At 70.9% G+C, this 24,775-nt stretch carries 22 protein-coding genes; 12 read left to right on the top strand and 10 right to left on the bottom strand.

Features of this window, described 5'->3' with window-relative positions:
- Positions 1–42: 42 nt before the first annotated feature.
- Positions 43–870 carry an inositol monophosphatase family protein gene (locus OCJ37_RS12575; protein WP_263109790.1) on the bottom strand — a complete coding sequence of 276 codons (828 nt, stop codon included), beginning with the start codon at positions 868–870 and terminating at the stop codon, positions 43–45.
- A 117-nt stretch (positions 871–987) separates the two neighbouring features.
- Here OCJ37_RS12575 and OCJ37_RS12570 point away from each other — a divergent pair, with 117 nt between their 5' ends.
- The 3 genes from OCJ37_RS12570 to OCJ37_RS12560 all read left to right on the top strand — a co-directional run bounded on the left by OCJ37_RS12570 (position 988) and on the right by OCJ37_RS12560 (position 5,012).
- Positions 988–1,746, top strand: a complete 759-nt coding sequence (locus tag OCJ37_RS12570; protein ID WP_263109789.1) for an RNA methyltransferase — start codon at positions 988–990, stop codon at positions 1,744–1,746.
- A gap of 234 nt (positions 1,747–1,980) precedes the next feature.
- A complete protein-coding gene (locus tag OCJ37_RS12565; RefSeq protein ID WP_263109787.1) occupies positions 1,981–2,871 on the top strand; it encodes a phosphate/phosphite/phosphonate ABC transporter substrate-binding protein in 891 nt (296 codons plus the stop codon).
- A complete protein-coding gene (locus tag OCJ37_RS12560) occupies positions 2,868–5,012 on the top strand; it encodes a putative bifunctional diguanylate cyclase/phosphodiesterase (protein WP_263109785.1) in 2,145 nt (714 codons plus the stop codon). The genes OCJ37_RS12565 and OCJ37_RS12560 overlap by 4 nt, the downstream gene beginning before the upstream one ends.
- Positions 5,013–5,189: 177 nt before the next feature.
- Here OCJ37_RS12560 and OCJ37_RS12555 read toward each other — a convergent pair whose 3' ends face one another.
- Together OCJ37_RS12555 and epmB are read right to left on the bottom strand one after the other, a co-directional pair.
- Positions 5,190–6,161 (bottom strand): glycoside hydrolase family 43 protein, encoded by a 972-nt coding sequence (locus OCJ37_RS12555; RefSeq protein ID WP_263109784.1) that lies wholly within the window; start codon positions 6,159–6,161, stop codon positions 5,190–5,192.
- A gap of 336 nt (positions 6,162–6,497) precedes the next feature.
- Positions 6,498–7,529 carry an EF-P beta-lysylation protein EpmB gene (epmB, locus tag OCJ37_RS12550; RefSeq protein WP_263109783.1) on the bottom strand — a complete coding sequence of 344 codons (1,032 nt, stop codon included), beginning with the start codon at positions 7,527–7,529 and terminating at the stop codon, positions 6,498–6,500.
- 102 nt (positions 7,530–7,631) lie between these two features.
- Between epmB and efp the strand changes: the two genes are divergently transcribed.
- The 7 genes from efp to OCJ37_RS12515 all read left to right on the top strand — a co-directional run bounded on the left by efp (position 7,632) and on the right by OCJ37_RS12515 (position 14,841).
- Positions 7,632–8,198 (top strand): elongation factor P, encoded by a 567-nt coding sequence (efp, locus tag OCJ37_RS12545; RefSeq protein ID WP_263109782.1) that lies wholly within the window; start codon positions 7,632–7,634, stop codon positions 8,196–8,198.
- Between the two features lie 124 nt (positions 8,199–8,322).
- Positions 8,323–8,976 (top strand): TMEM175 family protein, encoded by a 654-nt coding sequence (locus OCJ37_RS12540; RefSeq protein WP_263109781.1) that lies wholly within the window; start codon positions 8,323–8,325, stop codon positions 8,974–8,976.
- 25 nt (positions 8,977–9,001) lie between these two features.
- A complete protein-coding gene (locus tag OCJ37_RS12535; RefSeq protein ID WP_263109779.1) occupies positions 9,002–10,336 on the top strand; it encodes a TRZ/ATZ family hydrolase in 1,335 nt (444 codons plus the stop codon).
- Positions 10,337–10,388: 52 nt separating this feature from the next.
- Complete coding sequence (gene ubiG, locus OCJ37_RS12530; protein ID WP_263109777.1) at positions 10,389–11,126, top strand: bifunctional 2-polyprenyl-6-hydroxyphenol methylase/3-demethylubiquinol 3-O-methyltransferase UbiG; 738 nt, start codon at positions 10,389–10,391, stop codon at positions 11,124–11,126.
- Positions 11,116–11,826, top strand: coding sequence for a phosphoglycolate phosphatase (locus tag OCJ37_RS12525; RefSeq protein WP_263109776.1), 711 nt, complete (start codon positions 11,116–11,118; stop codon positions 11,824–11,826). Before ubiG ends, OCJ37_RS12525 begins: the two co-directional genes overlap by 11 nt.
- Positions 11,827–11,848: 22 nt before the next feature.
- A complete protein-coding gene (locus tag OCJ37_RS12520) occupies positions 11,849–12,550 on the top strand; it encodes an isoprenoid biosynthesis enzyme family protein (protein WP_263109775.1) in 702 nt (233 codons plus the stop codon).
- Between the two features lie 728 nt (positions 12,551–13,278).
- A complete protein-coding gene (locus tag OCJ37_RS12515) occupies positions 13,279–14,841 on the top strand; it encodes an FAD-dependent oxidoreductase (protein ID WP_263109774.1) in 1,563 nt (520 codons plus the stop codon).
- A gap of 91 nt (positions 14,842–14,932) precedes the next feature.
- On the opposite strand, the gene OCJ37_RS12510 is transcribed toward OCJ37_RS12515, so the two are convergent.
- From OCJ37_RS12510 to yidD, 4 genes are all read right to left on the bottom strand, one after another.
- Positions 14,933–15,430: a MarR family winged helix-turn-helix transcriptional regulator gene (locus OCJ37_RS12510; protein ID WP_263109773.1), complete on the bottom strand. Its 498-nt coding sequence runs from the start codon at positions 15,428–15,430 to the stop codon at positions 14,933–14,935.
- 501 nt (positions 15,431–15,931) lie between these two features.
- Positions 15,932–16,792: a M23 family metallopeptidase gene (locus OCJ37_RS12505; protein ID WP_263109772.1), complete on the bottom strand. Its 861-nt coding sequence runs from the start codon at positions 16,790–16,792 to the stop codon at positions 15,932–15,934.
- On the bottom strand, positions 16,792–18,126 hold the full coding sequence (locus OCJ37_RS12500) for a dihydroorotase (RefSeq protein WP_263109771.1): 1,335 nt from the start codon (positions 18,124–18,126) through the stop codon (positions 16,792–16,794). The genes OCJ37_RS12505 and OCJ37_RS12500 overlap by 1 nt, the downstream gene beginning before the upstream one ends.
- Positions 18,127–18,399, bottom strand: a complete 273-nt coding sequence (gene yidD / locus OCJ37_RS12495) for a membrane protein insertion efficiency factor YidD (protein WP_263113679.1) — start codon at positions 18,397–18,399, stop codon at positions 18,127–18,129.
- Positions 18,400–18,514: 115 nt separating this feature from the next.
- Here yidD and dksA point away from each other — a divergent pair, with 115 nt between their 5' ends.
- Together dksA and OCJ37_RS12485 are read left to right on the top strand one after the other, a co-directional pair.
- On the top strand, positions 18,515–19,618 hold the full coding sequence (dksA, locus tag OCJ37_RS12490; protein WP_263109770.1) for an RNA polymerase-binding protein DksA: 1,104 nt from the start codon (positions 18,515–18,517) through the stop codon (positions 19,616–19,618).
- Positions 19,619–20,255: 637 nt separating this feature from the next.
- Positions 20,256–21,368 carry an alpha/beta hydrolase gene (locus OCJ37_RS12485; RefSeq protein WP_263109769.1) on the top strand — a complete coding sequence of 371 codons (1,113 nt, stop codon included), beginning with the start codon at positions 20,256–20,258 and terminating at the stop codon, positions 21,366–21,368.
- A 22-nt stretch (positions 21,369–21,390) separates the two neighbouring features.
- On the opposite strand, the gene OCJ37_RS12480 is transcribed toward OCJ37_RS12485, so the two are convergent.
- From OCJ37_RS12480 to cysS, 3 genes are all read right to left on the bottom strand, one after another.
- Positions 21,391–22,638, bottom strand: coding sequence for an MFS transporter (locus OCJ37_RS12480; protein ID WP_263109768.1), 1,248 nt, complete (start codon positions 22,636–22,638; stop codon positions 21,391–21,393).
- On the bottom strand, positions 22,635–23,075 hold the full coding sequence (locus OCJ37_RS12475; RefSeq protein ID WP_263109767.1) for a SufE family protein: 441 nt from the start codon (positions 23,073–23,075) through the stop codon (positions 22,635–22,637). Before OCJ37_RS12475 ends, OCJ37_RS12480 begins: the two co-directional genes overlap by 4 nt.
- Before the next feature lie 173 nt (positions 23,076–23,248).
- On the bottom strand, positions 23,249–24,658 hold the full coding sequence (cysS, locus tag OCJ37_RS12470; protein WP_263109766.1) for a cysteine--tRNA ligase: 1,410 nt from the start codon (positions 24,656–24,658) through the stop codon (positions 23,249–23,251).
- Positions 24,659–24,775 lie beyond the last annotated feature (117 nt).

The raw sequence follows: 24,775 nt of genomic DNA, 5'->3' as shown, positions 1-24,775 counted from the left end.
GCTTTTGCGAATCCCCAATCCCCAATCCCGAATCCCGGCCCCTCAAAACTTCGCGTCGAACTCCGCCGCATACCCCGTGTTGACCATCAGCTTCTGCAGCGCGTCGCTGACCTTGATGTTGCCGGCGACGATCTGGAACTGCGGGGCGCCGCGGTCGTCGATGCGGCCCGGGGTGGCGCCCTTGAAGTCGGTGATGCGGCCGCCGGCCTCGCGTACCAGCAGCACGCCGGCGGCGATGTCCCAGGCCTTCACGCCGGCCTCGAAGTAGGCGTCGACGCGGCCGCAGGCCACGTAGGCCAGGTCCAGCGCGGCCGAGCCGGTGCGGCGGATGTCCTCGGCCTGCACCATCAGCGCGTCCACGCACTTGAGCTGGGCCGTGGTGCGCTTGCGCTCGCGCGGGGCGAAGCCGGTGTTGACCATCGCCCCGTTCAGGTCCTTGCGCTCGCTGACGCGGATGCGGCGGTCGTTGAGCACCGCGCCGTTGCCGCGGCTGGCGGTGAACAGTTCATTGCGCAGCGGATCGAAGATCACCGCGTCGATCGGCTCGCCGTTCTCGACCAGGGCGATGGACACGCAGTAGTGCGGGAAGCCGCGCAGGTAGTTGCTGGTGCCGTCGAGCGGGTCGATCACCCACATGTAGCGGCCGCCGCCCTGCACGCCGCCTTCCTCGCCCATCACCCCGTAGTCGGGATAGGCGCGGCGCAGTTCCTTGACGATCACCTTCTCCGCGTCGGCATCGACTTCGCTGGCGTAGTCCATGCGGTCCTTCTGCACCACGTTCAGCGCTTCCAGCCGGTTGATATGGCGCAACAGCACGTTGCCGGCGAGGCGGGCGGCCTTGACCATGACGGTGACGGCGGGTTTTTGCATGGCAACGGCTCCCGAGAGGGCGGAGAAGGATCTGGCGGAGGAAAAGAGCGGTCCGGCGCGAAGGCCGGCCGCACAGTTTACCATCTACGCCCCGTTCGCTCCGCATCTTCCATTGCCATGACCGTTTCCGCCCGCATCCGCTTCGTCCTGGTCGGTACCCAGCACCCCGGCAACATCGGAGCGGCGGCGCGGGCGATGAAGACCATGGGCCAGGCGCGGCTGGTGCTGGTGGCGCCGGAGCGCGCGCTCGACGAGGACGCCTACCGGCGCTCGGCCGGCGCCGAGGACGTGCTGCAGCAGGCGCCGGTGCTGGGCACCCTGGCCGAGGCGGTGGCCGATTGCCGGCTGGTGCTCGGCTGCACCGCGCGCAGCCGGCGGGTGTCGCTGGAGGAGCTGCTGCCGGCGGACGGCGCGCAGCGGCTGGTCGCCGCGGCCGCCGAGCAGGCCGAGGTCGCGCTGGTGTTCGGCCGCGAGCGCACCGGCCTGACCAACGAGGAACTGCAGCTGTGCCATGCGGCGGTGCACATTCCCTCCGATCCGGCGTTCAGCTCGCTCAACCTGGCCGCGGCGGTGCAGGTGCTGGCCTACGAACTGCGCCTGGCGCACCTGCGCGACGCGGCGCCGGCGCCGGCGCCGGAACCCGGCTTCCGCGAGGCGCCGGCCAGCCACGCGCAGTTGGAAGGCATGTTCGGGCAACTGGCCGAGACGCTGGACGACATCGACTTCCACAAGGGCCGCGCGCCGGATTCGGCGATGCGCAAGCTGCGCCGGCTGTTCCTGCGCAACGCGCTGACCGAGCAGGAAGTGCGGCTGCTGCGCGGCATCCTGTCCGATGCGCAGCGCATGGCGCGGCTGGCGGGGCAGGCGCGCAGCTAGTTGTCGGGACCGGGACCCGGGACCCGGCAAAGCCGGCGGATTCCGGGTCATCGGCGACTGGCGCTCGTCGTGGTGCGCAGGCGTTCCTTCCCTGCCGCGCCATCAGCGCCCCGAATCCCCACTCCCAAATCCCCGATCCCGGCTTCACCACCTGTCGCCGGATGACACTTTCGGCTAGGCTTGCAGCCTCTACATGGGGAATGTGGTTTGCAAAGTTCGCGGTGGCGGGTCGTCATGGTGTGGCTGGCGCTGGCGATGTGCTGGCCCATGGCTGTGCACGCGCGCCCGTCGGTATTGGTATTGGGACGCATCAGCGACAACCCCAAGGCCCACTACGAGCAGCTGAAGCCGTTGCTGGACTACGTGGTGCCGCGCATGCGCGATGTCGGCATCACCTCCGGGCAGATCCTGATGGCCCGCGACAGCCAGCAGATGAGCAGCTACCTGCGCCGCGGCCGCGTCGACTGGGTCACCGAGACCGCGGCCACCGCGATGGCGCTGCAGCAGCGCGGCGGGGTGCGGCCGCTGCTGCTGACCGAACGCAGCGGCGTGCGCGAGTACCACACCGTGTTCTTCGTGCGCCGCGACGGGCCGCTGCACACATTGGACGACCTGCGCGGCCGCACCCTGGCGCTGCAGAGCACCTTGTCCACCAGCGCCTACCTGGTGCCGATGATGACCCTGTTCGAGCACGACCTGCACCCGGAGATCCTGCTCTCGCCGAAGGACCAGGCGTCGGCGGACACGGTCGGCTACGTGTTCGCGCGTTCGGAACTCAACATCGCCTCCTACGTGCACAAGCACCTGGTGGACGCCGGCGCGCTGAGCAGCCTGGACTGGGACGACGACCGCCGCGTGCCGCCGGCGTTCCGCCGCGATTTCCGGGTGATCTACCGCACCGAGCCGTTCCCGCGCGCGGTGGAGATGGTGCGCGGCGACCTGGCCTCGCCGGTGCAGGCGCGGCTGCGCGAGGTGTTGCTGGAGGCCGCCGGCGATCCGCAGGGCAGCGCGGCGCTGCGCAAGTTCTTCGGCACCTCCGGCTTCTATCCGGTGGATCCGGCCTCGCAGAAACGGCTGGACCAACTGCGCGCCGGCGTTGCGCGGGTCAAGCTGGAAGTCGAATGAAGACGCTGCGCTTCGGATTGCAGGCCAGGTTCCTGCTGGCGATGGGCGTGGCCGCATTCCTGATCCTGGCGATCCTGGCGCTGATGCTGGAGCGGCAGGCGGCGATGCAGAACGAGGTGCGCACGCTCAGCGGCAACGTGATCCATGGCCTGTTCGACCGCAGCATGCGCAGCCGCGGCGAGACGCTGGCGCAGCAGCTTTCCGAGTCGCTGGCCAACCCGGTGTACTACTCGGACCTGGACGCGATCGGCAGCCAGGTGCGCTCGGCGTTGGGCTACGTGACGGTGGCCTACGTGCTGGTGTACGACGCCGACGGGCGCCTGATCCACGACGGCAGCGACGACCTGCCCGGCTACGGCCAGCGCATGCGCGGCCCGATGGCGGAGGCGGCGATCAAGGCCAACGGCCTGCTGGCGCAGGAGTCGGGCGACATCCTCGACGTGTCGATGCCGATCATGATCGGCGACCAGCGCGTGGGCGGGGTGCGCGTGGGCATGTCCTGGGCGCGGGCGCTGGTCTACGAGCGCAAGGCCGGCGAGAACCTAGACCAGCGCCTGGACGCGCTGGGCAAGCGGCACCTGGGCTGGCTGTTGCTGCTGCTGGCCGCGCTCGCGCTCACCGCGGTGATGGTGGCGATCTACGTGCAGCGCACGCTGGTGGCGCCGATCCGCTGGCTGGCCGCGGCCGCGCGCCAGATCGAGGCCGGCGACTACGTGGTGGAGCGCCGCGACAGCGGCCGCCGCGACGAGGTCAGCGAGCTGCTGCGCGCGTTCGGGCGCATGAGCGAGGCGATCGCGCGCCACGACCGCGACGTGCGCCACATGGCCTACACCGATGCATTGACCGGGCTGACCAACCGGCTCGCGTTCCGCGAGGCGCTGGACCACCGCATGCTGTCCGCGCGCGCCTCGCAGCGGCGCCTGGCGCTGCTGTTCGCCGACATCGACGACTTCAAGCGGATCAACGACACCCTCGGCCACGAGGCCGGCGACGAGGCGCTGCTGCAGTTCGCGCGGCGCATCCAGCTGGCGGTGGAGCAGCTGGGCGGGCACGACGCGCTGCTGGCGCGCTTCGGCGGCGACGAGTTCGTGATCCTGGTCGAGGACGCGCCCGAGCACGTGGTGCAGGTCGCCACCGGCCTGGCCGAGCGCCTGGTGCAGGAGCTGCGCGAGCCGCTGCGGATCCAGGAGCGCGAGGTGTTCATGGGCACCTCGATCGGCATCACCGTCTACCCGGGCGACGCCGAGCACGCCTCGGCGCTGCTGAAGAACGGCGACATCGCGATGTACCAGGCCAAGCTGGCCGGCAAGAACTGCCATCGCTTCTACAGCCGCGCGATGGACTATGCGGTGGAGCGGCGCGTGCACATGGAGCACGAGTTGCGCGGGGCCTGGGACCGCGACGAACTGAAGCTGGCGTACCAGCCGATCTTCCGCACCCTGGACCGGCGCATGGTCGGGGTGGAGGTGTTGCTGCGCTGGCAGCACCCGACGCTGGGCACGATCTCGCCGACGGTGTTCATCGACGTGGCCGAGCAGAGCGGGCTGATCGAGAGCATCGGCCCCAAGGTGCTGCGCGCGGCCTGCCACGAAGCCACGCACTGGCAGCGCTTCGACGGCAGCCGCGACCTGTTCGTGTCGGTCAACGTGTCGCCGCGGCAGCTGCGCAGCGGCGACCTGCCGGAAATCGTCGCCGACTGCCTGCGCGAATCCGGCCTGCCGGCGGCGCAGCTGCACCTGGAACTGACCGAGACCGCGGTGATCGGCGACGAGCTGCAGGCCGCCAGCATGCTGGCGCGGCTGCACCGCACCGGGGTCAAGGTCTGGCTGGACGACTTCGGCACCGGCTTCTCCGGCCTGAGCCACCTGCGCCAGGTGCCGGTGGATGGGGTCAAGATCGACAAGAGCTTCGTGGCCGACCTGCAGCGCGACCCGGACGACCTGGCCCTGACCACCGCGATCATCGCGATGGCGCATTCGCTGGGCATCACCGTGGTCGCCGAGGGCATCGAGCAGGAAGTGCAGTTCGAACTGCTGCGCGAGCGCGGCTGCGAACTGGGGCAGGGCTTCTGGCTCAGCCACCCGCTCAGCGCCGCCGAATTCCGCCAGCTGCTGGCCAGCGAGGGCATGCCGCGCGGCTAGGCGGGTCTGCGATTTGGAGAATTGCGCTTGCTTTCTGTAGGAGCGGCTTCAGCCGCGACGGGCGTTACCGGTAACGTCCGTCGCGGCTGAAGCCGCTCCTACAGAAGCAGTGGGAAGCAGCAGCGGCATCGCCCCGACGATCCAGTTCGCGGCCGTAGGCCTCGCGCAGCCCCGACCTCACCGCGCCGCGTCGGGCACCGACACGCCGGCCTCGGTCTGCCGCACCGGCCGCATCGTCCCGTCCGGGTTGTAGTGCAGGTATTCGACCGTCACCGCACGCCGGCCGATGGCGCCGTTCAAGTCGCCGATCGCCAGCGTCGCGTTGTGCAGGAACAGGTACCACCGGTCCTTGAACTGCACGATGCCCGGGTGGATGGTGAAGCTGTACTTGCCCGAGCCGGTCAGTTCGCCGCGGTACGTCCACGGCCCGGTGATGGCCGGCGCGGTCGCATAGGACACGTGCTCGTCGCGTTGCGTGTCGCGGTCCAGCGAGGCGTAGGTCAGGTAGTACAGGTCGCCGCGCTTGTGCAGCCACGGGCCTTCCTCGAAATGCGGCGGCGTGATCTCGCGGATGGGCCCGTCGATCTCGATCATGTTGGGCTTGAGCTTGGCCAGATAGCACTGGCGGTTGCCCCAGGCGATCCAGGTGCTGCCGTCGTCGTCGGTGAGCACGGTGGGGTCGATGTCTTCCCAGCTGTGCGTGCCCTTGGGCGTCATCGCATTGGTGATCAGCGCCGAGCCGCGGGCGTCCACGAACGGGCCGGTCGGCGTGTCCGCGACCGCGACCGCGATCGCCTTGCCCGGCTGCGTGGCATCGTGCTCCACCGCGGCGTAGAAATAGAACTTGCCGTTCTTCTCGATCGCCTGCGACGCCCACGCGTCCTGCTTGGCCCACTTGAAATCCTTGACGTTCATGACCGGGGCGTGGGCGGTCCAGGTCTTCATGTCCCTGGTCGAATAGACCAGCCACTCGCGCATGGTGAACATCTCGTCGCGCTGCGCCTCGTCGTGGCCGACATACAGGTAGAGCGTGTCGCCGACCACCAGCGGCGCGGGATCGGCGGTGAACCTGTCGCGGACGATCGGGTTGGCGCCGGCGGCCGGCTGCGGCTCCGCTGCGAGCGCTCCGGCGGCGGCAAGCAGCGCCATGAGTCCGAGCCGGCAGTGCCGGCGGCGCCAGGTCATCATCAAGGCTCGCATCGAGGTCTCCCGTTGGTAGCGCTAGCATCGCGGCGCAGCGGCGGCTGCAGGGCGAGCCTAACCTACCGCGGGTCCGCTCGCATGCGCTCCGCGAGGCCCGGAGAAGCCGATCGCCCGGGACGGAATGGCCGTCTCTGCCGGAGTTCGGGGCAGTGCCGCGGCACCGCGGTGCCAGTCCCACCTTGTTGCGCGACGGCACGCTGCGCCGGCGTTGCGCAGGCGCCTCTTCAGCAAGGCCACCGCCACGGCGAAGATCCGCAACGCGCCGCTCTGCGGCAACGTCGCCTACAGCGCGCGCTTGCCGGTGTCGCCGGGGATCTCGCGCACCAGTTTCGGTACCAGGTACCCGGACAGCCGCGCGGCCAGCGCCTGGTGCAGCGCGCGCGCGGTGGCGTCGTCCACTTCGAAATGGGCCACGCCCTCGACCCGGTCCAGCTGGTGCAGGTAATACGGCAGCGCGCCGGCGGCGAAGCTGCGCTCGCTCAAGGCGGCCAGCGCCTCGACGCTGTCGTTGACTCCGCGCAGCAGCACCGCCTGGTTCAGCAGTTGCGCGCCGGTGCCGCGCAACTGCGCCAGCGCCGCGTCCACGCCGGCGTCGAATTCGTTGGCGTGGTTGGCGTGGATCACGAACGCCAGCGGCCACGGCAGCGACCGCAGCCAGGCCAGCAGCGGAGCGTCGACGCGCTCGGGCAGCACCACCGGCAGGCGGCTGTGGATGCGCAGGCGCTTGAGCTGCGGGATGGCGGCCAGCGCCTCGGTCAGTTCGGCCAGCTTGGGCGTGGCCAGCGACAGCGGGTCGCCGCCGGACAGGATCACCTCGTCGATGTCCGGATCGGCGGCGATCGCCGCCACCGCGGCGCGCCAGCCGTCGCGCGCGGCGGTTTCCTCGGCATACGGGAAGTGGCGGCGGAAGCAGTAGCGGCAATGCACCGCGCAGCTGCCGGTAGCCACCAGCAGCGCGCGGCCGCGGTATTTCTGGATCACCCCGTCGGCCTTCTTGGCCGCACCGTCGCCGACCGCATCCAGCGCGAAACCCGGCACCCGGCGCAGTTCGGCGTCGATCGGCAGCACCTGCCGCAGCAGCGGGTCGTGCGGGTCGCCAGGGCGCATGCGGGCGACGAAGCCGCGCGGCACGCGCAGCGCGAACTGCGTCGCAGCCTGTTCGGAGACGCCGAGCGCCTGCGGGTCCAGCCCGAGCAGCGCCAGCAACTCGCGCGGGTCGCGCACGGCATCGCGCCACAGCTGTTGCCAGCGCGGCGGGGCCAACACGGCGGGGGAGGGGGACGGCTGCATCGGGCGGGGGGCTGCGGTTATCATATGCGGTCATAAAACGAGCGCCCGCCGGTTGCGGCGGGAGCTTTCCATTCTATCCGGCCGGCCGCCGAACGCGGCGGGTTTGCCTTACCCGAGGAGTTTCAGATGGCCAGCTATGGCATGAACGACGTCAAGACCGGGATGAAGATCCTGGTCAACAGCGAACCTGCGATCATCACCGACACCGAATACGTCAAGCCGGGCAAGGGCCAGGCCTTCACCCGCATCAAGTACCGCTTCATCAAGTCCGGGCGCGTGGTTGAAATGACCATGAAGGCGACCGACAACGTGGAAGCGGCCGACGTGGTCGATACCAACATGCAGTACCTGTACACCGACGGCGAGTACTGGCACTTCATGCAGCAGGAGACCTTCGAGCAGGTGCAGGCCGACAAGGCCGGCGTCGGCGATGCCGCCAAGTGGATCAAGGGCGAGGAAGACTGCGTGGTGACGCTGTGGAACGGCACCCCGATCCAGGTCACCCCGCCGAACTTCGTCGAGCTGAAGATCGTCGAGACCGACCCGGGCGTGCGCGGCGACACCTCCGGCGGCGGCGGCAAGCCGGCCACGCTGGAAACCGGCGCGGTGGTGCGGGTGCCGCTGTTCGTCGGCCAGGACGAGATCATCAAGGTCGATACGCGTTCGGGCGAATACTTCTCGCGCGTCAAGTAAGCCGGCGCGCCCGCGGCCGCAGCCGGCCGCGGGCGCGCGCACGCGCTGGCGTGTGGCGGCCAGGCATCGCAATGCCGGATCGCCGCGGGGCGGTGCCGGACCACCCCGCTTCCAGGAAATTCCCGTGACGACCAGCCACGCCGACAGCGCCGATGCCAAGTACCCGCACGACCGGGTCGTATTCTTCAGCGATGCGGTCTTCGCCATCGCCATCACCTTGCTGGCGGTGGAGATCAAGGTGCCGGGGCATGCCGAGGTCGAGGCCGCCGGCGGCATCCTGGCCGCGCTGCACCGGATGTTGCCGCTGTTCATCGGGTTCGCGGTGAGCTTCCTGGTCACCGCGCTGTTCTGGAAGTCGCACCTGCAGCTGTGCCGGCATATCCGCCAGTTCGACGACCGACTGATCTGGCTCAACGTGCTGCAGCTGCTGCTGATCGGCCTGCTGCCGTTTTCCACGGCGCTGTATTCGGACTATGTCGGCAGCCACGAGGCGTTCGCGGTGTATTGCGCGCATCTGGCCGCGATCGGCGTGGCCGCCTACCTGATGCATGCCTACGCGGTGCGCAAGGAGGGCCTGGTGCAGCGGCTGGGCGCGCTGCAGGCGCGTGCGATGACGCTGCGCGTGGCGATCGCGCCGGTGGTGTTCGCGCTGTGCATTCCGCTGGCGATGATCGCACCCGTGCTGGGGCGATTGGGTTTCTTGGCGGTGTTCGTGCTGCAGTGGGTGGTGATGCGCGTGTACCGGCGCCGCATCGGCCAGGCCCAGGCGGCAACCTGATCCTTCCTTTTCCAGAGCGCTTGCGATGACCTCCATTCCCGAATCCTGCGACCTGCTGATCGAAGCCGGCTACGTGGTCCCGATCGAGCCGCACGCGGTGGTGCTGGAGGACCACGCGGTGGCGGTGCGCGGCAGCGACATCGTCGCGGTGCTGCCGCGCGCCGAGGCGCACGCGCGCTTTTCCGCCGCGCGCACCGTGTCGCGCCCGGACGCGGCGCTGCTGCCGGGCCTGGTCAACGCGCACACCCACAACCCGATGACCCTGCTGCGCGGCATCGCCGACGACCTGCCGCTGATGGTGTGGCTGCAGCAGCACATCTGGCCGGTGGAGACCGCGGTGATCGGCCCGGAGTTCGTCGCCGACGGCACCGCGCTGGCGATCGCCGAGATGCTGCGCGGCGGCACCACGTGCGCCAACGAGAACTACTTCTTCGCCGACGTGCAGGCCGCGGTGTACAAGCAGCACGGTTTCCGCGCGCGGGTGGGCACGGTGATCATCGATTTCCCGACCGCCTGGGCCAAGACCTCCGACGAATACTTCGAACGCGCCTGCGAGGTGCACGACCAGTGGCGCGACGATCCGCTGATCGGCATCGCCTTCGCCCCGCATGCGCCGTACACGGTCAACGACGCCAACTTCGAGCGGGTGCGGATGCTGTCCGACCAGCTCGACGTGCCGGTGCACCTGCACACCCACGAGACCGCGCAGGAGATCGCCGACTCGCTCAAGCAGTACGGCCAGCGCCCGCTGGCGCGGCTGGACCGGCTCGGCCTGGTCAACGACCGCCTGATCGCGGTGCACATGACCCAGCTCACCGACGCGGAGATCCACCTGTGCGCCGAGCGCGGGGTCAGCGTGGTGCATTGCCCCGAATCCAACCTCAAGCTCGCCTCCGGGTTCTGCCCGGCCTGCGCGCTGCAGCGCGCGGGCGTGAACCTGGCGATCGGCACCGACGGCTGCGCCAGCAACAACGACCTGGACATGTTCAGCGAGAACCGCACCGCGGCGATCCTGGCCAAGGCCGTGGCCAACGACGCCACCGCGCTGGACGCGGCCAGCACGCTGCGCGCGGCCACGCTGGGCGGCGCGCGCGCGCTGGGCTTCGGCGAGAAGATCGGCTCGATCGAGGTCGGCAAGCAGGCCGACCTGATCTGCGTGGACCTGTCCGCGCTGGAGACCCAGCCGCTGCACAACGTGCTGTCGCAGCTGGTCTACGCCACCGGCCGGCAGCAGGTCAGCGACGTGTGGATCGCCGGCCAGCGCAAGCTCGAGCAGCGGGTGCTGGTGGACATGGACGCCGATGCGCTGGTCGCCAACGCGCGGCAATGGCGCGAGCGCATCCGCAGCGTACACGCCTGATCCGCTTTACTGCCGTGCCGCGATCCGCGCGCGGCCCAACCGAGATGCCGCCATGACCGCTTCCGCTTCCAACACGTCCGCCAATTTCGATCAGGCCGAACTGGACAAGTTCGGCGCGCTGGCCACCCGCTGGTGGGACGCCGACGGCCCGCAGAAACCGCTGCACGCGCTGAACCCGGTGCGCCTGCGCTACGTCGCCGACCGGCTGCCGCTGCGCGGCGCCAGCGTGCTCGACGTGGGCTGCGGCGGCGGCCTGCTCAGCGAGGCGCTGGCCAAGGAGGGGGCGCAGGTCACCGCGATCGACCTGGCCCCGGAACTGGTCAAGGTGGCGCGGCTGCACCAGCTCGAATCCGGCGTGGAGGTCGATTACCGCGTGCAGTCGGTCGAGGACCTGGCCGCCGAGCGCCCGGGCAGCTTCGACGCGGTCACCTGCATGGAGATGCTCGAGCACGTGCCCGATCCGGCGGCGATCGTGCGCGCCTGCGCGACCCTGCTCAAGCCCGGCGGCCAGCTGTTCCTGTCCACGCTCAACCGCACCCCGGCCGCGTTCGCGCTGGCCATCGTCGGCGCCGAGTACGTGGCGCGGCTGCTGCCCACCGGCACCCACCGCTACCAGGATTTCATCAAGCCGGCCGAACTGGCGGCGTGGCTGCGCCAGGCCGACCTGCAGCTGCACGACGTCAGCGGCATGCTGTACGAGCCATGGCGCAACCGTGCGCGGCTGTCCACGCGCACCGAGGTGAACTACCTGGCGTGTGCGGTGAAGCCGGGAATCGGGAATGGGGAGTAGGGAATCGGCACAGCCGCCGCGCGGCCAGTTTCCGCGTGCGGTGCTGTTCGACCTGGACGGTACCTTGCTGGACAGCGCGCCGGATCTGTTGGCGGCGGCCAATGCGCTGCGCGCCGAGCAGGGCCGCGACGCGCTGACCCTTGAGCAGTTGCGCCCGGTGGTGTCCAAGGGCTCGCGGGCGATGCTGGGCGTGGCGTTTCCCGATCTGCCGGCCGCCGCGCGCGATGCGCTGATTCCCGACTTCCTGCGCCACTACGAAACGTTGGTCGGCCGGCATTCGCGTCCGTTCGACGGCATCGCGGCGTTGCTGCAGCGCTTGGAGGACGCCGGCTGCGTGTGGGGCATCGTCACCAACAAGCCCGAATACCTGGCGCGGCTGATCCTGCCGCAGCTGGGCTGGGAACGGCGCTGCGCGGTGCTGATCGGCGGCGACACCCTGGCCGAGCGCAAGCCGCACCCGCTGCCGCTGCAGGTCGCCGCGCAGCGGCTGGACGTGCAGGCGGAGCAGGTCGTCTACGTCGGCGACGACGAGCGCGACATCCTCGCCGCGCGTGCCGCCGGCATGGCCTCGGTGGCGGTGCTGTGGGGCTATCGCCTGGACGGCGAGGACCCGCTGGCCTGGCGCGCCGACGCCACGGTGGGCGCGCCGGCCGACCTGCTCGACGCCAGCGCCTGGCCCGGCCCGCCGCACCTTCCCTGAACTCCCGGAATCCCGCGATCGCATGAGCAGCACCTCCGCCCTGGATGCCTTCCTCGACAAATGGCGCAGCCGCTGGCCGGAATGGGCGGTGGCCGAAACCTTCGTGCCCGCGGCGCAGCGCGCGCGCGCCGTGGCCTGGTTCGCGTTGCTGCAGGAATTCGACGACATCCTCAACATCGCCGGCGATCCATTGCCGGCCGACGCCAAGCTTGCGTGGTGGGGCGAGGAACTGCGCAGCTGGGCCGGGCAGCGCTCGCGGCATCCGCTGGGGCGGGTGCTGGAGCCGGTGGCCGCGCCGTGGGCGCAGCTGGCCGAGGCCCTGCCGGGCCTGCTCGCCTCGCGCGCGGCCGCGGCCGATCCGGCGCATGCGTTCGAGCGGCTGGAGCCGTTCGCGCTGGCCGCCGCGCAGGTCGAGCGTGCCGTGTTCGAGGGCGGGCGCGCCGCTGCGGCCGCATTGGCCACGCAGGTACTGGCGCAGCGGCTGGCCGCCGCCGGCATCGCCGCGGTGCCGCTGTCGCTGCGTGGCGGCGCCGAGGCGCAGGCGCAGCAGCGCTGGGCGCAGGCCTTGCTGCAGCGCTGGCCACGGCGTGTGGATGGGCCGCGGCCGCGGCGCATCGTATCGGCGCTGGCGCGCGCGCGGATCGCGCAACAGGCCCGCGCGGTGCGCAAGCCGCCGAGCGCGATGGCCACGCTGTGGCGCGCCTGGTGGGCGGGCCTGGGCTGAGGCCCAGGCAGGAATCTGCGGTGCTGTGACGGGACAAGCATAGTCCCGACAGCGGCGCGCAGGAGCGCCGCGATCGCACGGCGAGATGGTCTCTGGCACGGAGTGAGTGGAACCGGCTACGCCATCCGGGGACGCGCAACCGTGCGCATGACCGCCGTCGCCCCTTCGTCGATCGCCATGGCGCAGGTCCTGTGCCTGGTCAACGACGGCGCTCGCACATCCACGTCCATGCGGACGGCATGCGGCCGTTGTTGCTTGGCGAGGCAGGACCCGGCGCCTGTCGCCGCCACTTCGCCACCGCGAATCCGCCGCCCGCGGCGGATCTTCGCGAAGGGGCGCCGATGGCGCACGCCAAGGAGGCCATGCGTCACGGCGCTGCAGGACGATGGCCGGCCCCCAAACCTGCGCCGCGGATCGACGCCGCCGGCACCGGCGCGTCTGCGCAGGCCGCGCCCCGCTGCCGCGTGGCTTCGCCCGTTGCGACCGTCCGCGGGTAGCTGTCGTGGCGGGCGCTCGATGTCGGGTCTCGGTTATTGAGTGCAATTTGCACATATCAGTTTGCTGTGTAATTATGTGCAACAAGCACCTATCTTGAGTCGACTTGATCAGGCCGTGGGCTGCCATGCGCGGATCAGGCGCCTTCGCGCCATTCGCACCGTCGGACAAAGTGCATTTTGCACTCGATAGGCGAATTCCTGCCTCCTTGGCAGCTCGCCGGAGGAATCGCAATGACCGAGAACTTCGCACACGACATCCTGATCGTGGGTGCCGGCGCTGCCGGCCTGACCCTGGCCCTGGAGCTGGCGCGCCGCAACCTGTCGTTCCGGCTGATCGACAAGCTCGACGGACCGTTCCAGGGCTCGCGCGGCAAGGGCATCCAACCGCGCAGCATGGAGGTGTTCGAGGACCTGGGCATCGTCGACCGCCTGGTCGCGGCCGGCGGCGTCTACCCGCCGCAACGCAGCTACCGCGAGGACGGCAGCTGCCGCGATTCCCTGCTGATGGAGCCCGACGCGCCCAGTCCCGGCGAGCCGTACCGCATTCCGCTGATGGTGCCGCAGTTCCTAACCGAGGCGGTGATGCGGGAGCGGCTGGCCGAATGCGGCGGCAAGGCGGAGTTCGGTTGCGAACTCGTCGGCTTCGCGCAGGACGCCAGCGGCGTCACCGCGACGCTGCGCAGCGCGCGGGGCGAGGAAACGCTGCGCGTACGCTATCTGGTCGGTACCGACGGCGGGCGCAGCTTCGTGCGGCGCGCGCTGGGCATCGGCTTCGAAGGCAAGACGCTTGGGGTGCGCGCCGTCGTCGCCGACCTGATGCTGCGCGGCATCGACCGCAGCGCCTGGCACCGCTTCAACGACGACTCGATGCAGACGCAGCTGTCGCTGTGCCCGCTGGCAGGCACGCCGCTGTTCCAGCTGCAGGCGCCGATCCCGCTGGAAGGCGAGGTCGATCTCAGCGCGACCGGGCTGACCGAGATGATCGCCAGCCGCAGCGGCCGCCACGACATCGTCGTCGACGCGGTCAGCTGGGCATCGGCGTTCAACATGCAGGCACGGCTGGCGGAGCGCTACCGCGACGGGCGGGTGCTGCTCGCCGGCGACGCGGCCCACGCGCATCCGCCCACCGGCGGGCAGGGCCTGAACACCAGCGTGCAGGATGCCTACAACCTGGGCTGGAAGCTCGCCGCGGTCGTCGGCGGCGCGCCGCAAGCGCTGCTGGACAGCTACGAAGCCGAGCGCCGCCCGGTCGCGGCGCAGATGCTGGGCCTGGCCACCAGGCTGCTGGAGACGGCCGCGAGCGGCCCGGCGCGGCGCGGCCGCGAAGTGCACCAGCTCGACATCGGCTATCCCGGTTCGCCGCTGGCATTGGAACTGACCGCCCGCGATGGCGGCGTCCATGCCGGCGACCGCGCACCGGACGCGCCGTGCCGCGGCGCCGGCGGACAACCGCGTCGCCTGTTCGAACTGTTCCGGGGGCCGCACTGGACGCTGCTCGGCTACCACCTCGCGCGTGGCGCGTGGGTGCCGCCCGCGCGCGCTGGCCTGCACGCCCACCGGGTAGGGCCGGACGGCGACATCGTCGACGAGGACGGGCATCTCCGCAGCGCCTACGGCGTGGCGCCCGGCGACTGGGTGCTGGTACGCCCCGACGGCCATGTCGGCGCGATCGTGCCGGCGCGCGACGCGCCGGCATTGGAGACGTATCTGGGCGCGGTCGGAATGGCCGCGGACGCGCCCACGCCCGATCGGCGGTCTGCGCCTGCGGCGGGCAGCGTTGCGCCGCAGGCGTGATGGAGCGGCGCTTGCGCGCCGGTGGTGCGTCATGCGCGGACGATCACCGCATCGCCAGCGTCCGCGCGCGCGGACGCGGCAAGCATTGGATCTACGCCGCGCGGCTGCGGGGGAGGGTCCCTTCCCACAGCAACGCGCTGTCGGCCAGCCGCCGCAACAGCAGCGTCAGCCGCTGCACGTCCTGTTCGTTCCAGTCGGCGAGCATCGCGGTGACGATGCGCTTGCGTGCCGCATCGATCGCATCGACCATCGTCCGGCCCTTGTCGGTGACCGACGCCTCGTTGACGCGCGCATCGGCCGGTGCCGCGCGCCGGGTGATGAGCTTGAGCTTCTGCAGCTTCGCCACCTGGCGGCTGACAGTGGTGTAGTCGCGTCCGAAACGCTCGGCCAGCTCCACCACGCCGATCGGGCCGAAACGGGCGATGCCCACCAGCAGCGGGAACAGCGCGCTGTCCAGGGAAATGCCGGCTTCTTCGACCATCGCCGCATCGCCTTGCGGCCGATTGATCACGCCGACCAGGTCGACCAGCGCGCCATGCAGCATCTGGATCTCGCGATCGGTGGGCGACGTGGCGGCTTTCTTCGGCACTGGCGAGGTCTCGTGCGGGAGTGCGTGCAATATACATGCAGTGCGCGCGGCCTGATGTTCGCCAGGTCCGGGCGGGTGCTCGCTGCGTGATGGCGACGAGGCGCAGTGGCCTTGAGTCGCACTGGCGCGCGGACAGCGCTACAGGCGCGCGCGGTGCATAAGGGCCAAGTGCGATGGCGACGCTGTGGGTGCTTGCGGTGCGCTGCCCCGGGCGTTGAGCGGTGTTGGGATGCGGCGGCGCTGGCGCGTGCGTGCAGGCACCTGCGCAAGCGCAATGCCGTCGCCGCACCCCACCCGCACGGGTACGCCGCTGTATCCGGTCACCGCCGCGCACATTGCATCGAGCCAATTGCTGCAGTGGAGAGCGCCCTGGCCTTGTGGCTTTTTGATCAGACGGAAGCCGCGACCAAAGCGCCTTATGCAGGAGCGACTTCAGTCGCGACAGGCTCTCCCGGTAACGCCCGTCGCGACTGAAGTCGCTCCCACAAAAAGCACAACCAGTTACTTCGTGCGCTCCAGCATCAGCAGCGGGTCGATGCGCACGTCGAACCAGTTCATCCCCCAGTGCAGGTGTGGCCCGGTCGCGCGGCCGGTGGCGCCGACCGCGCCGATCACCTGGCCCTGGGCGATGCGGTCGCCGACCTTCACGTCGATCCGCGACAGGTGCAGGAAGTTGGAGCTGACGCCGTAGCCGTGGTCGAGCAGCACGGTGCCGCCGGTCAGGTACAGGTCCGGCGCGGCGAAGGTGACCACGCCCGCCGCGGGCGCCTTGACCGGGGTGCCGGTGGGCACGGCGATGTCCATGCCGGAGTGGCCGGCGCCCGGCTGCCCGTTGTAGACGCGGGCGTTGCCGAAGCGGCCGCTGATGCGGCCCTGCACCGGCCAGATGAAGGGCGCGGCGAAGTCGGGGCGGTCGTCGTCGCGGTCGCGCGCGGCGACGACCTGGGCCTGTTCGCGCTTGATCCGCTCGGCGATCGCCGGCGGCGGGTTGACCGTCTTCGGCGGCACGCCGTTGACGCGTTCGAGCGGCCAGTCGCGCGGGGTCACCGCGATGTCGATGCTCTCGCTGCCGCCATCGGCGCGCTGTACCAGGATCCGCAGCGGACCGCGTTCGTCGCGGCCGATGCCGAACACCACGCTGCCGTAGCCGCTGACCCGCAGCGTGCGCCCGGCGTATTGCACGCGGCTGCCGGGCGGCACCTTGCCGACCACCAGCGCGCCCTGCGAGGCGCTGGCGGGGAACACGCTGCGCGTGTCGGCGCTGGCGGCGGGTCCCGCCTGCGCCTGGAGCGGCGGCATCGCCACGGCCGACGCCAGCAGGCCGAGCGCCAGCGCGGCGCCCGGCAACCATGCGCGCCGCATCAGCGGTCGAACGCCAGGCGTTGCCCGTTCGGACTGCCGACCAGGCGGGTGCCGTCCCAGGCCAGCGTGCCGTTGACCCAGGTCGCGGCGATCTTCGAGCGGAAGCTGCGGCCCTCGAACGGCGACCAGCCGCACTTGGACAGGATGTCCTCGCGGCGCACGGTGAAGGAGGTGTCGTCGATCAGCACCAGGTCGGCGTGGTAGCCCTCGCGCAGGAAGCCGCGCTCGTGCACGTCGAACAGCAGCGCCGGCGCGTGCGCGAACTTGTGCACCACCTGGGCCACGCTCAGCCGGCCCTCGTGCACCAGCTCCAGCGCCGCGACCAGCGCGTACTGCACCAGCGGCAGCCCCGACGGCGCCTGCGCGTACGGCTTGCTCTTCTCTTCCCAGGTGTGCGGCGCGTGGTCGGTGGCGAGCACGTCGATCACGTCCTCGGCCAGCGCGCGGATCAGCGCCTCGCGGTCGCTGGCGTCCTTGATCGCCGGGTTGCACTTGATCAGGTTGCCCAGCGTGGCGTAGTCGGCGCGGTCGAAGCGCAGGAAGTGGATGCAGGTCTCGGCGGTGATGCGCTTGCCCTGGATCGGGCCGGGCGCGAACAGCGCCAGTTCGTCGGCGGTGGAGATGTGCAGCACGTGCAGGCGGGTGCCGTGCTTCTTCGCCAGCGACACCGCCAGCTGCGACGACTTCAGGCAGGCCTCGCGCGAACGGATGTCCGGGTGCATCTCCGGCGTCAGCGCCTCGCCGTATTTTTCCTTGAACGCGGCCAGCGTGGCGTCGATGGTCGGGGTGTCTTCGCAGTGGGTGATGATCGGGGTCGGCGCATCGCGGAAGATCGCATCCAGGGTGTGCGGGTTGTCGACCAGCATGTTGCCGGTGGAGGCGCCCATGAACACCTTGATCCCGGGCGCGGTCTTCGGGTCCAGGGTCTGGATCGCGGCCAGGTTGTCGTTGCTGGCGCCCATGTAGAAACCGTAGTTGCCCCAGGCGCGGCCGCCGGCGGCGTCGTACTTGGCCTGCAGCGCGGCCGCGTCCAGCGTCGGCGGATTGGTGTTGGGCATGTCCATGAAGCTGGTCAGGCCGCCGGCCACCGCGGCCGCCGATTCGCTGGCGATGTCGCCCTTGTGGGTCAGGCCGGGTTCGCGGAAGTGCACCTGGTCGTCGATCATGCCGGGCAGCAGCCAGCGCCCGGCGGCGTCGACCACGGTCTCGCCGTCGCGGGCGGCCAGTTGCGGGGCGATCGCGGCGATGCGGCCGTCGGCGATGCGCAGGTCGCCCTGGGTTTCGCGGCCTTCGTTGACCAGGCGGGCGTTGACGATGAGCGTGGAGGAGGACATTCAGTGTTTTCCTGGGCAGCGGCAGGCCGGCGGCGCCGCGGGATCGGGCACCGGGTCGAACCCGCCGGGATGGAAGGGGTGGCAGCGGCCGACGCGGCGGGCGGCCATCCAGCCCCCGCGCAGCGCGCCGTAGCGGGCGAGGGCGGTGACCGCGTAGGCCGAGCAACTGGGCACGAAACGGCAGCGCGGACCCAGCAGGGGGCTGATGAAGCGCTGGTACAGGCGCAGCAAGGCGATGAGAGCGCGGGCGATCACCCGGCCATGATATGCCAGTTGGGCGACGCGCCGCCGTTCACCGGCGTGTACGCCGCGTGGTTGCCGCTGGGGGGCGGGTAGGCTATAAAGGCCCGCTTTCCCGGGCCCCGGGGAAACCAAGGAAGAGCGATTCGTGGCTGCTAAAAAACCTGCAAAGAAGGCCGTCAAGGCCGCCAAGAAGCCCGTCCCTCCCGTTGCCAAGAAGGCGACGGCGTCCGCTGCTGCCAAGCCGCTGAAGAAACCGGTGGCCAAGCCGGCAGCCAAGCCTGCGCCGGCGAAGAAGGCACCGGCCAAGGCGGTAGCGAAGAAGCCGGCGCCCAAGCCGGCCGCCGCGCCCGCCAAGAAGGCCCAGGCCAAGCCGGCCGCCAAGCCAGCCAAGAGCGCGGCCAAACCCGGCGCCGCGCCGAAGCAGGCCGCGCCCGCAGCAAAGTCGGCTCCGTCGGCGGCGAAGCAGGCCACGCCCGCCGCAAAGCCGAAGTCGGCCACCGCCCCGGTCGCCCCGGCGGTGCCCAAACCCGTACCGAAGCCGGCTGCCAAGCCGGCGCCGGCCAAGTCTGTCCCGGCCAAGGCCGTCACGCCCGCCGCAGCCCCGGTTTCCAAGCCGGTCGCCGCCAAGCCTGCCGCGCCCTCGGCCCCGCCACATAAGAATCCCGTGTCCGTTTCGAAATCCTCCGCGAAAACCCCCACCAAATCCGAATCCACCCCCAAGGCGCCGATCGCCAAGCCGACCGGCAAGGTCGCCGTCGCCGTGACCGCCAAGTCCAACACGCCCGCCAAGCCGGCCAAGTACCGTGTGGTCGAGTACAAGACCGACGAAGCGACCGGCCGCCCGATCCTGCCCAAGGGCTACAAGCCGGCCAGCGACGAGGAGTACATGAGCACGCTGCAGCAGGAGTACTTCCGCCAGCGCCTGCTCAACTGGCGCGCCGACCTGGTCGAGGAGTCCAAGCAGACCATCGAGAACCTGCGCGACGAGGTCCGCGACATCGGCGACGAGGCCGAGCGCGCCACCCGCGAGACCGAGAACTCGCTGGAACTGCGCACCCGCGACCGCTACCGCAAGCTGATCGGCAAGATCGACAGCACGCTCAAGCGCCTGGATGCCGGCGACTACGGCTACTGCGTGGATACCGGCGAAGAAATCGGCCTGGAGCGCCTGGAAGCGCGCCTGACCGCCGAGCGCACCATCGATGCGCAGGAGCGCTGGGAACACCTGCAGAAGCAGCAGGGCGACTGATCCGCCGCGCGCGGCCGTCGCCGCCCGGACGAAGAGCCCCGCCACGTGCGGGGCTTTTTCGTTCTATGCGGCGATGGCGTCGCTGCCGCGATTTCGCCGAAAGGTGCGGACCCGGCTGGGCCGAGGGTGCGTTTCGGCGCTGGCATGCGCAGCGCACGGGCGTTCGACGCACGCCGCCGACCAGGCTGGTGCCGGCGCCCTTGCCCAGGCGGCACCGGCAAGGCGAACGTGCCCAGGCCTGTTTGCTGTCGGCGATGTCGGGCTCGATGATGCCGGCCGGCGCCAGGACCAAGGTTTCAGGTCCGATCGGGCAGAGGCGAACCGGGGCGTAGTCGCGGCTGTCGTTCCGCTACGTGCGGGATCGAGGACTGGCATGGCGCGGCGCGTTTGAGAGCGGTTGCGCCTTAAATGCACCTGTCATGGCGCCGCCGCAGACTGGGGCGCGTGGCGGTCGGCCACGCGACTGCCGCTTCCGGATGCTTCCGTACCGCCTTTCCTGCCTGCCGCGCGCGCCGGCGTCCACGTCCCGGTCTGGCGTCGCATCGCCGTACCGTGGCGCGGGCGGTGTCGGTAGCGGGAATGGCGCCGCGCCGGCCGTACCGGCGCCGCGTGTGGCGCAGGCCCGCGCATGACGGCGATGTCCTCCACGCCCGGCCTGGCGCGGTCCCGCGCACGCCGCACCGGCGCATGGCGTCGCTTGCGCTGGGCGCTGCCGATCGTGCTGGTGTTGCTGGCGGTGGCAGCGCTCGGCCCGCGGGTCAGCCCGGCGCTGCCGCAGATCGCGCTGCCGGCCGTGCCGCAGGATCCTGTTGCGCTGCAGGCCTGGCTGGACGCCCGCGAGCGGGCCACCCCGGGCCTGCGCAAGGACAACCAGGCGCGCATCGTCTGGGCCGACCCGGCGCATCCGGGGCAACGCGATTGCGCCATGGTCTACCTGCACGGCTTCACCGCCAGCCAGGGCGAGGGCGCGCCCACGCATGCGCGCCTGGCGCGCAGCTTCGGCTGCAACCTGTATTTGCCGCGCTTGCCGGGGCATGGCCTGGTCGCCGCCGACGCCCTGCGCGGCGTCGACGCGCCGCGCCTGCTCGGCGGCGCGGCCGAGGCGCTGGCGGTGGCGCGGGTGCTGGGCCGGCGGGTGGTGGTGATCGGCAATTCGATGGGCGGCGCGCTGGCAGTGCAGACCGTGGCCACGCATCCGCAGCAGGTGCAGGCGCTGGTGCTGTGGTCGCCGCTGGTGCGCGAGCGCGACGAGCAGCTGCAGCCGCTGCTGTGGCCATGGGGCCTGCAGCTGCTGCAGTGGCTGCGCAACGGTGGCGACCCGGTGATGCGCTACCCGGTCGAGAGCGGCTACTGGGCCGACGCCGCGCACGTGGACGGCTACCGCGCGCTGGCCGCGCTGACCCGCGGCGGCATGCTGCCGGCGACCTATGCGCGGATCCGCGTGCCGGTGTTCCTCGGCTACTACTATCGCGACGCGCAGCGCCAGGACGCGACGGTGTCGGTGGCAGCCATGCAGGCGATGTTCGCGCAGTTGGGCACGCCGCCGGCGCCGCGCCAGGCGGTGGATTTCCCGGATGCGGGCAACCACGTGCTGGCTTCGCCGATCCGCTCCAGGGCGGTGCCGGCGGTGTTCGCGGCGACCTGCCGGTTCCTGGCCGGGCAGGGCGGGCTGACGCAGCCGGCGAACGCGCCCGGCTGCGCTGCGGCGTGGGATGCCGACGAGCGCCTGGACGCTGCGGCGGCACGCTGAGCGGCGCGCCGCCAGCGACCCCTCACTGCAGCTCGCGCAGGTCCAGCTTGCGCAGCTTCGGCGCCTTCCAGGCGGTGGTGGCGACCACGCCCAGGGTCACGCAGCCGCCGATCACCACCGCCGGCACCAGGCCGACCCATCGCGCCATGACCCCGTCGTAGAACGCGCCCAGCTCGTTCGACGAGCCGATGAAGATGCCGCTGATCGAGGACACGCGGCCGCGCATCGCGTCCGGCGTGGCCAGCTGCAGGATGGTCGAGCGCACGATCACCGAGACGCCGTCGCACATGCCGTAGGCCAGCAGGATCGCCGCCGACAGCCAGAAATGCCGCGACAGGCCGAAGGCGATCGTGCACAGGCCGAAGCCGGTCACCGCCAGCAGCAGCGCCCGCCCGGCGTTGCGCTGCAGCGGGCGCCGCGCCAGCCACAGCCCGACCAGCACCGAGCCCAGCGCCGGCGCGCCGCGCAGGATGCCCAGGCCTTCCGGGCCGTAGTGCAGGATGTCGTGGATGAAGGCCGGCAGCATCGACACCGCGCCGCCGAGCAGCACCGAGAACATGTCCAGCGCCATCGCGCCGAGCATGATCTGGTTGGAGAACACGAACTGCGCGCCCTCGGCGATGCTGCGGAAGATCGGCGCGCGCGGGCCGTCGTTGACCGGCTCGGCGACGCGCAGCAGCAACAGCGACAGCATCGCCACGCCGGCCACCGCCATCGCCACGCCGTAGGACAGGCTCTTGCCGCCCCAGCCGACCAGCACCCCGCCCAGCGCCGGGCCGATCACCATGCCGGTCTGGAACACCACGCTGCCGATGCTGGCGCCGCGCGCATAGGCCTCGCGCGGCAGCGCGCGCGCGAACAGCGCGTTGTACACCGGCGACAGGAACGCGCGCGCCGCGCCGGTCAGCGCGATCGCCGCGTAGATCGGCCACACCCCGTGCACCGGCAGCCAGCCGCGGGTCAGGGCCGTCAGCACGCCAGCGGTCGCGACCAGGCCCAGGCTGGCGAGCATGCCCAGCCGCCGCCGCGGCAGGTGGTCGACCAGGTAGCCGGCGAACGGCGCGATGCAGAAGAACGGCAGGATCTCGGCCAGCCCGATCAAGCCCAGCGAGAACGGATTGCGGGTGATCTCGTAGATGTGCCAGCCGACCGTGACCGCGACGATCTGGTAGGACAGCATCGCGCAGATGCGGTAGCCCAGCACCAGCGCGAAGCCGGGATGCGCCAGCAGCGTGCGCAGGCTCTGTGCAGGCGGGAGCGGGGCGCTCATGCCTGTTGCGCGCGTGCGGTGTCCTGGATGAACGCCAGGATCGCGGCCAGGCCGTTGCTGCGGGTCGGCGACAGGTGCTTGCCCAGGCCGATCGCGGCGACGAAGTCCGGCGCGGTGGCCAGGATCTGCTCGGCGCTGCGCCCGGAATAGACCCGCAGCGCCAGGTAGATCAGCCCGGAGACGATCGCCGAATCGCTGATCGCATGGAACACCAGGCGCTGCGCATTGCCCTCGGGCACGATCCAGACCATCGACTGGCAGCCGTGCAGGCGGTGTTCTTCGGTCTTCCATGCTTCGGGGAACGCGGGCAGCTTGCGGCCCAGGTCGATCAGGTACTGGTAGCGCTCGGACCAGTCGCCGAAGAAGCCGAATTCCTCGGCGATGGCGGCCTGTGCGTCGGCGGGCGTGGGTTCGAGCGGGAAATCGGTATCGGTCATCGCAATCCAGGATCAATCGGTAAAGCCCCTCTCCCCTCGGGAGAGGGGATGGGGCGAGGGTACGCGCGCAGCCGCGCGAGACATCGACGCCAGCCGCTTGGCCTGCAGTTCTTCGCGTCCGTACCCTCATCCGCCCCTTCGGGACGCCTTTTCCCGGTGGGAGAAGGGAGGGCTCAGCCGCGTTTCCAGCGCACCCCTTGTGCAGTGTCTTCGAGCACCACGCCTTCGTCGGCGAGTTGCTGGCGGATCGCGTCGGCGCGCGCGAAATCGCGGTTCTTCTTGGCCTCGCCGCGCGCGTCGATCAGTGCCTGGATGCGCGCATCGTCGCCGTCGTCGGCGCCGCGGTTGAACCAGGCGACCGGCGCCTGCTGCAGCAGGCCCAACGCCAGGCCCGCGCCGAGCAGGTCGGCCTTGGCCTGCTGCAGCCGTGCGTCCAACTGCGCGTCGCGTGACGCGTCGGGGCCGCCGGCCGGCGCGAGCAGTTGCCGCGCCGTGGCCGCGATCCGCGACAGTTCGGCCAGCGCCTGCGGCGTGTTGAGGTCGTCGTCCAGCGCGTCCTCGATCGCCTGCGGGATCGATGCGGCGGCCTGGACCGCGTCCAGATCGCGCAGCGTCCCGTACAGCCGGTCCAGGGTGCGCACCGACTGCTCGATCAGCGCATCGGACCAGTCCAGCGGTTGCCGGTAGTGCGCGCTGAGCAGCGCGTAGCGCAGCGCTTCCGGCGGGTGCCTGGCGATCAGCGCGTGCACGGTCTCGATGTTGCCCAGCGACTTGCTCATCTTGGCGCCGCCGAAGTTGAGCATGCCGTTGTGCAGCCAGAACCGGGCGAAGGTGGCGCCGCCATGCGCGCATTCGCTCTGCGCGATCTCGTTCTCGTGGTGCGGGAACTGCAGGTCCACGCCGCCGGCATGGATGTCGATGGTCGGCCCCAGGTGCGCGGCGGCCATCGCCGAGCATTCGATGTGCCAGCCGGGGCGGCCGCGGCCCCATGGCGAATCCCAGCCGGGCAGCGCGTCGCTGGACGGTTTCCACAGCACGAAGTCGCCCGCATCGCGCTTGTACGGGGCCACCTCGACGCGGGCGCCGGCCAGCATCTCCTCCGGGTCGCGCCGCGACAGCTTGCCGTAGCCGGCGAAGCTGGCCACCGCGAACAGCACGTGGCCCTCGGCGGCGTAGGCATGGCCGCTGTCGATCAGCCGCTCGATCATCGCCACGATCTGCGGGATGTGCGCGGTGGCCTCCGGCTCCAGGTCCGGCGGGGTCACGCCCAGTGCGGCCATGTCCTGCCGGTAGATGGCCGCGAAGCGGTCGGTGATGGTGGCGATCGGCACGCCCTGCGCCTGCGCGGCGGCATTGATCTTGTCGTCCACGTCGGTGATGTTGCGCGCGTAGCGCAGCGCGCCGTAGCGGCGGCGCAGCAGCGCGGCGAGCACGTCGAACACCACCGGGCCGCGTGCGTTGCCGATGTGCGCGTAGTTGTAGACGGTGGGACCGCAGACGTACAGCGTGGGGCCGGCGACCGGATCGAGCGGCTCGAAGGCGTCGACCCGGCGGGTCAGGTTGTTGTGCAGGCGCAGGGTCATCGGCATCGGGCGTGGGGAAGCCGGTCGATTCTACCGGCAGCGGCCCGGGGCGTCTCATCCATTCCCGGCAGCGCGCATCGCGTCCGGCCGCCGCCGGCCGGCGTGCGTGGCAGCCGC

Source organism: Xanthomonas sp. AM6, assembly GCF_025665335.1.
Lineage (GTDB): Bacteria > Pseudomonadota > Gammaproteobacteria > Xanthomonadales > Xanthomonadaceae > Xanthomonas_A.
Note: the sequence above shows the minus strand (reverse complement) of the source record. Positions and strands in the feature narration are given on the sequence as shown.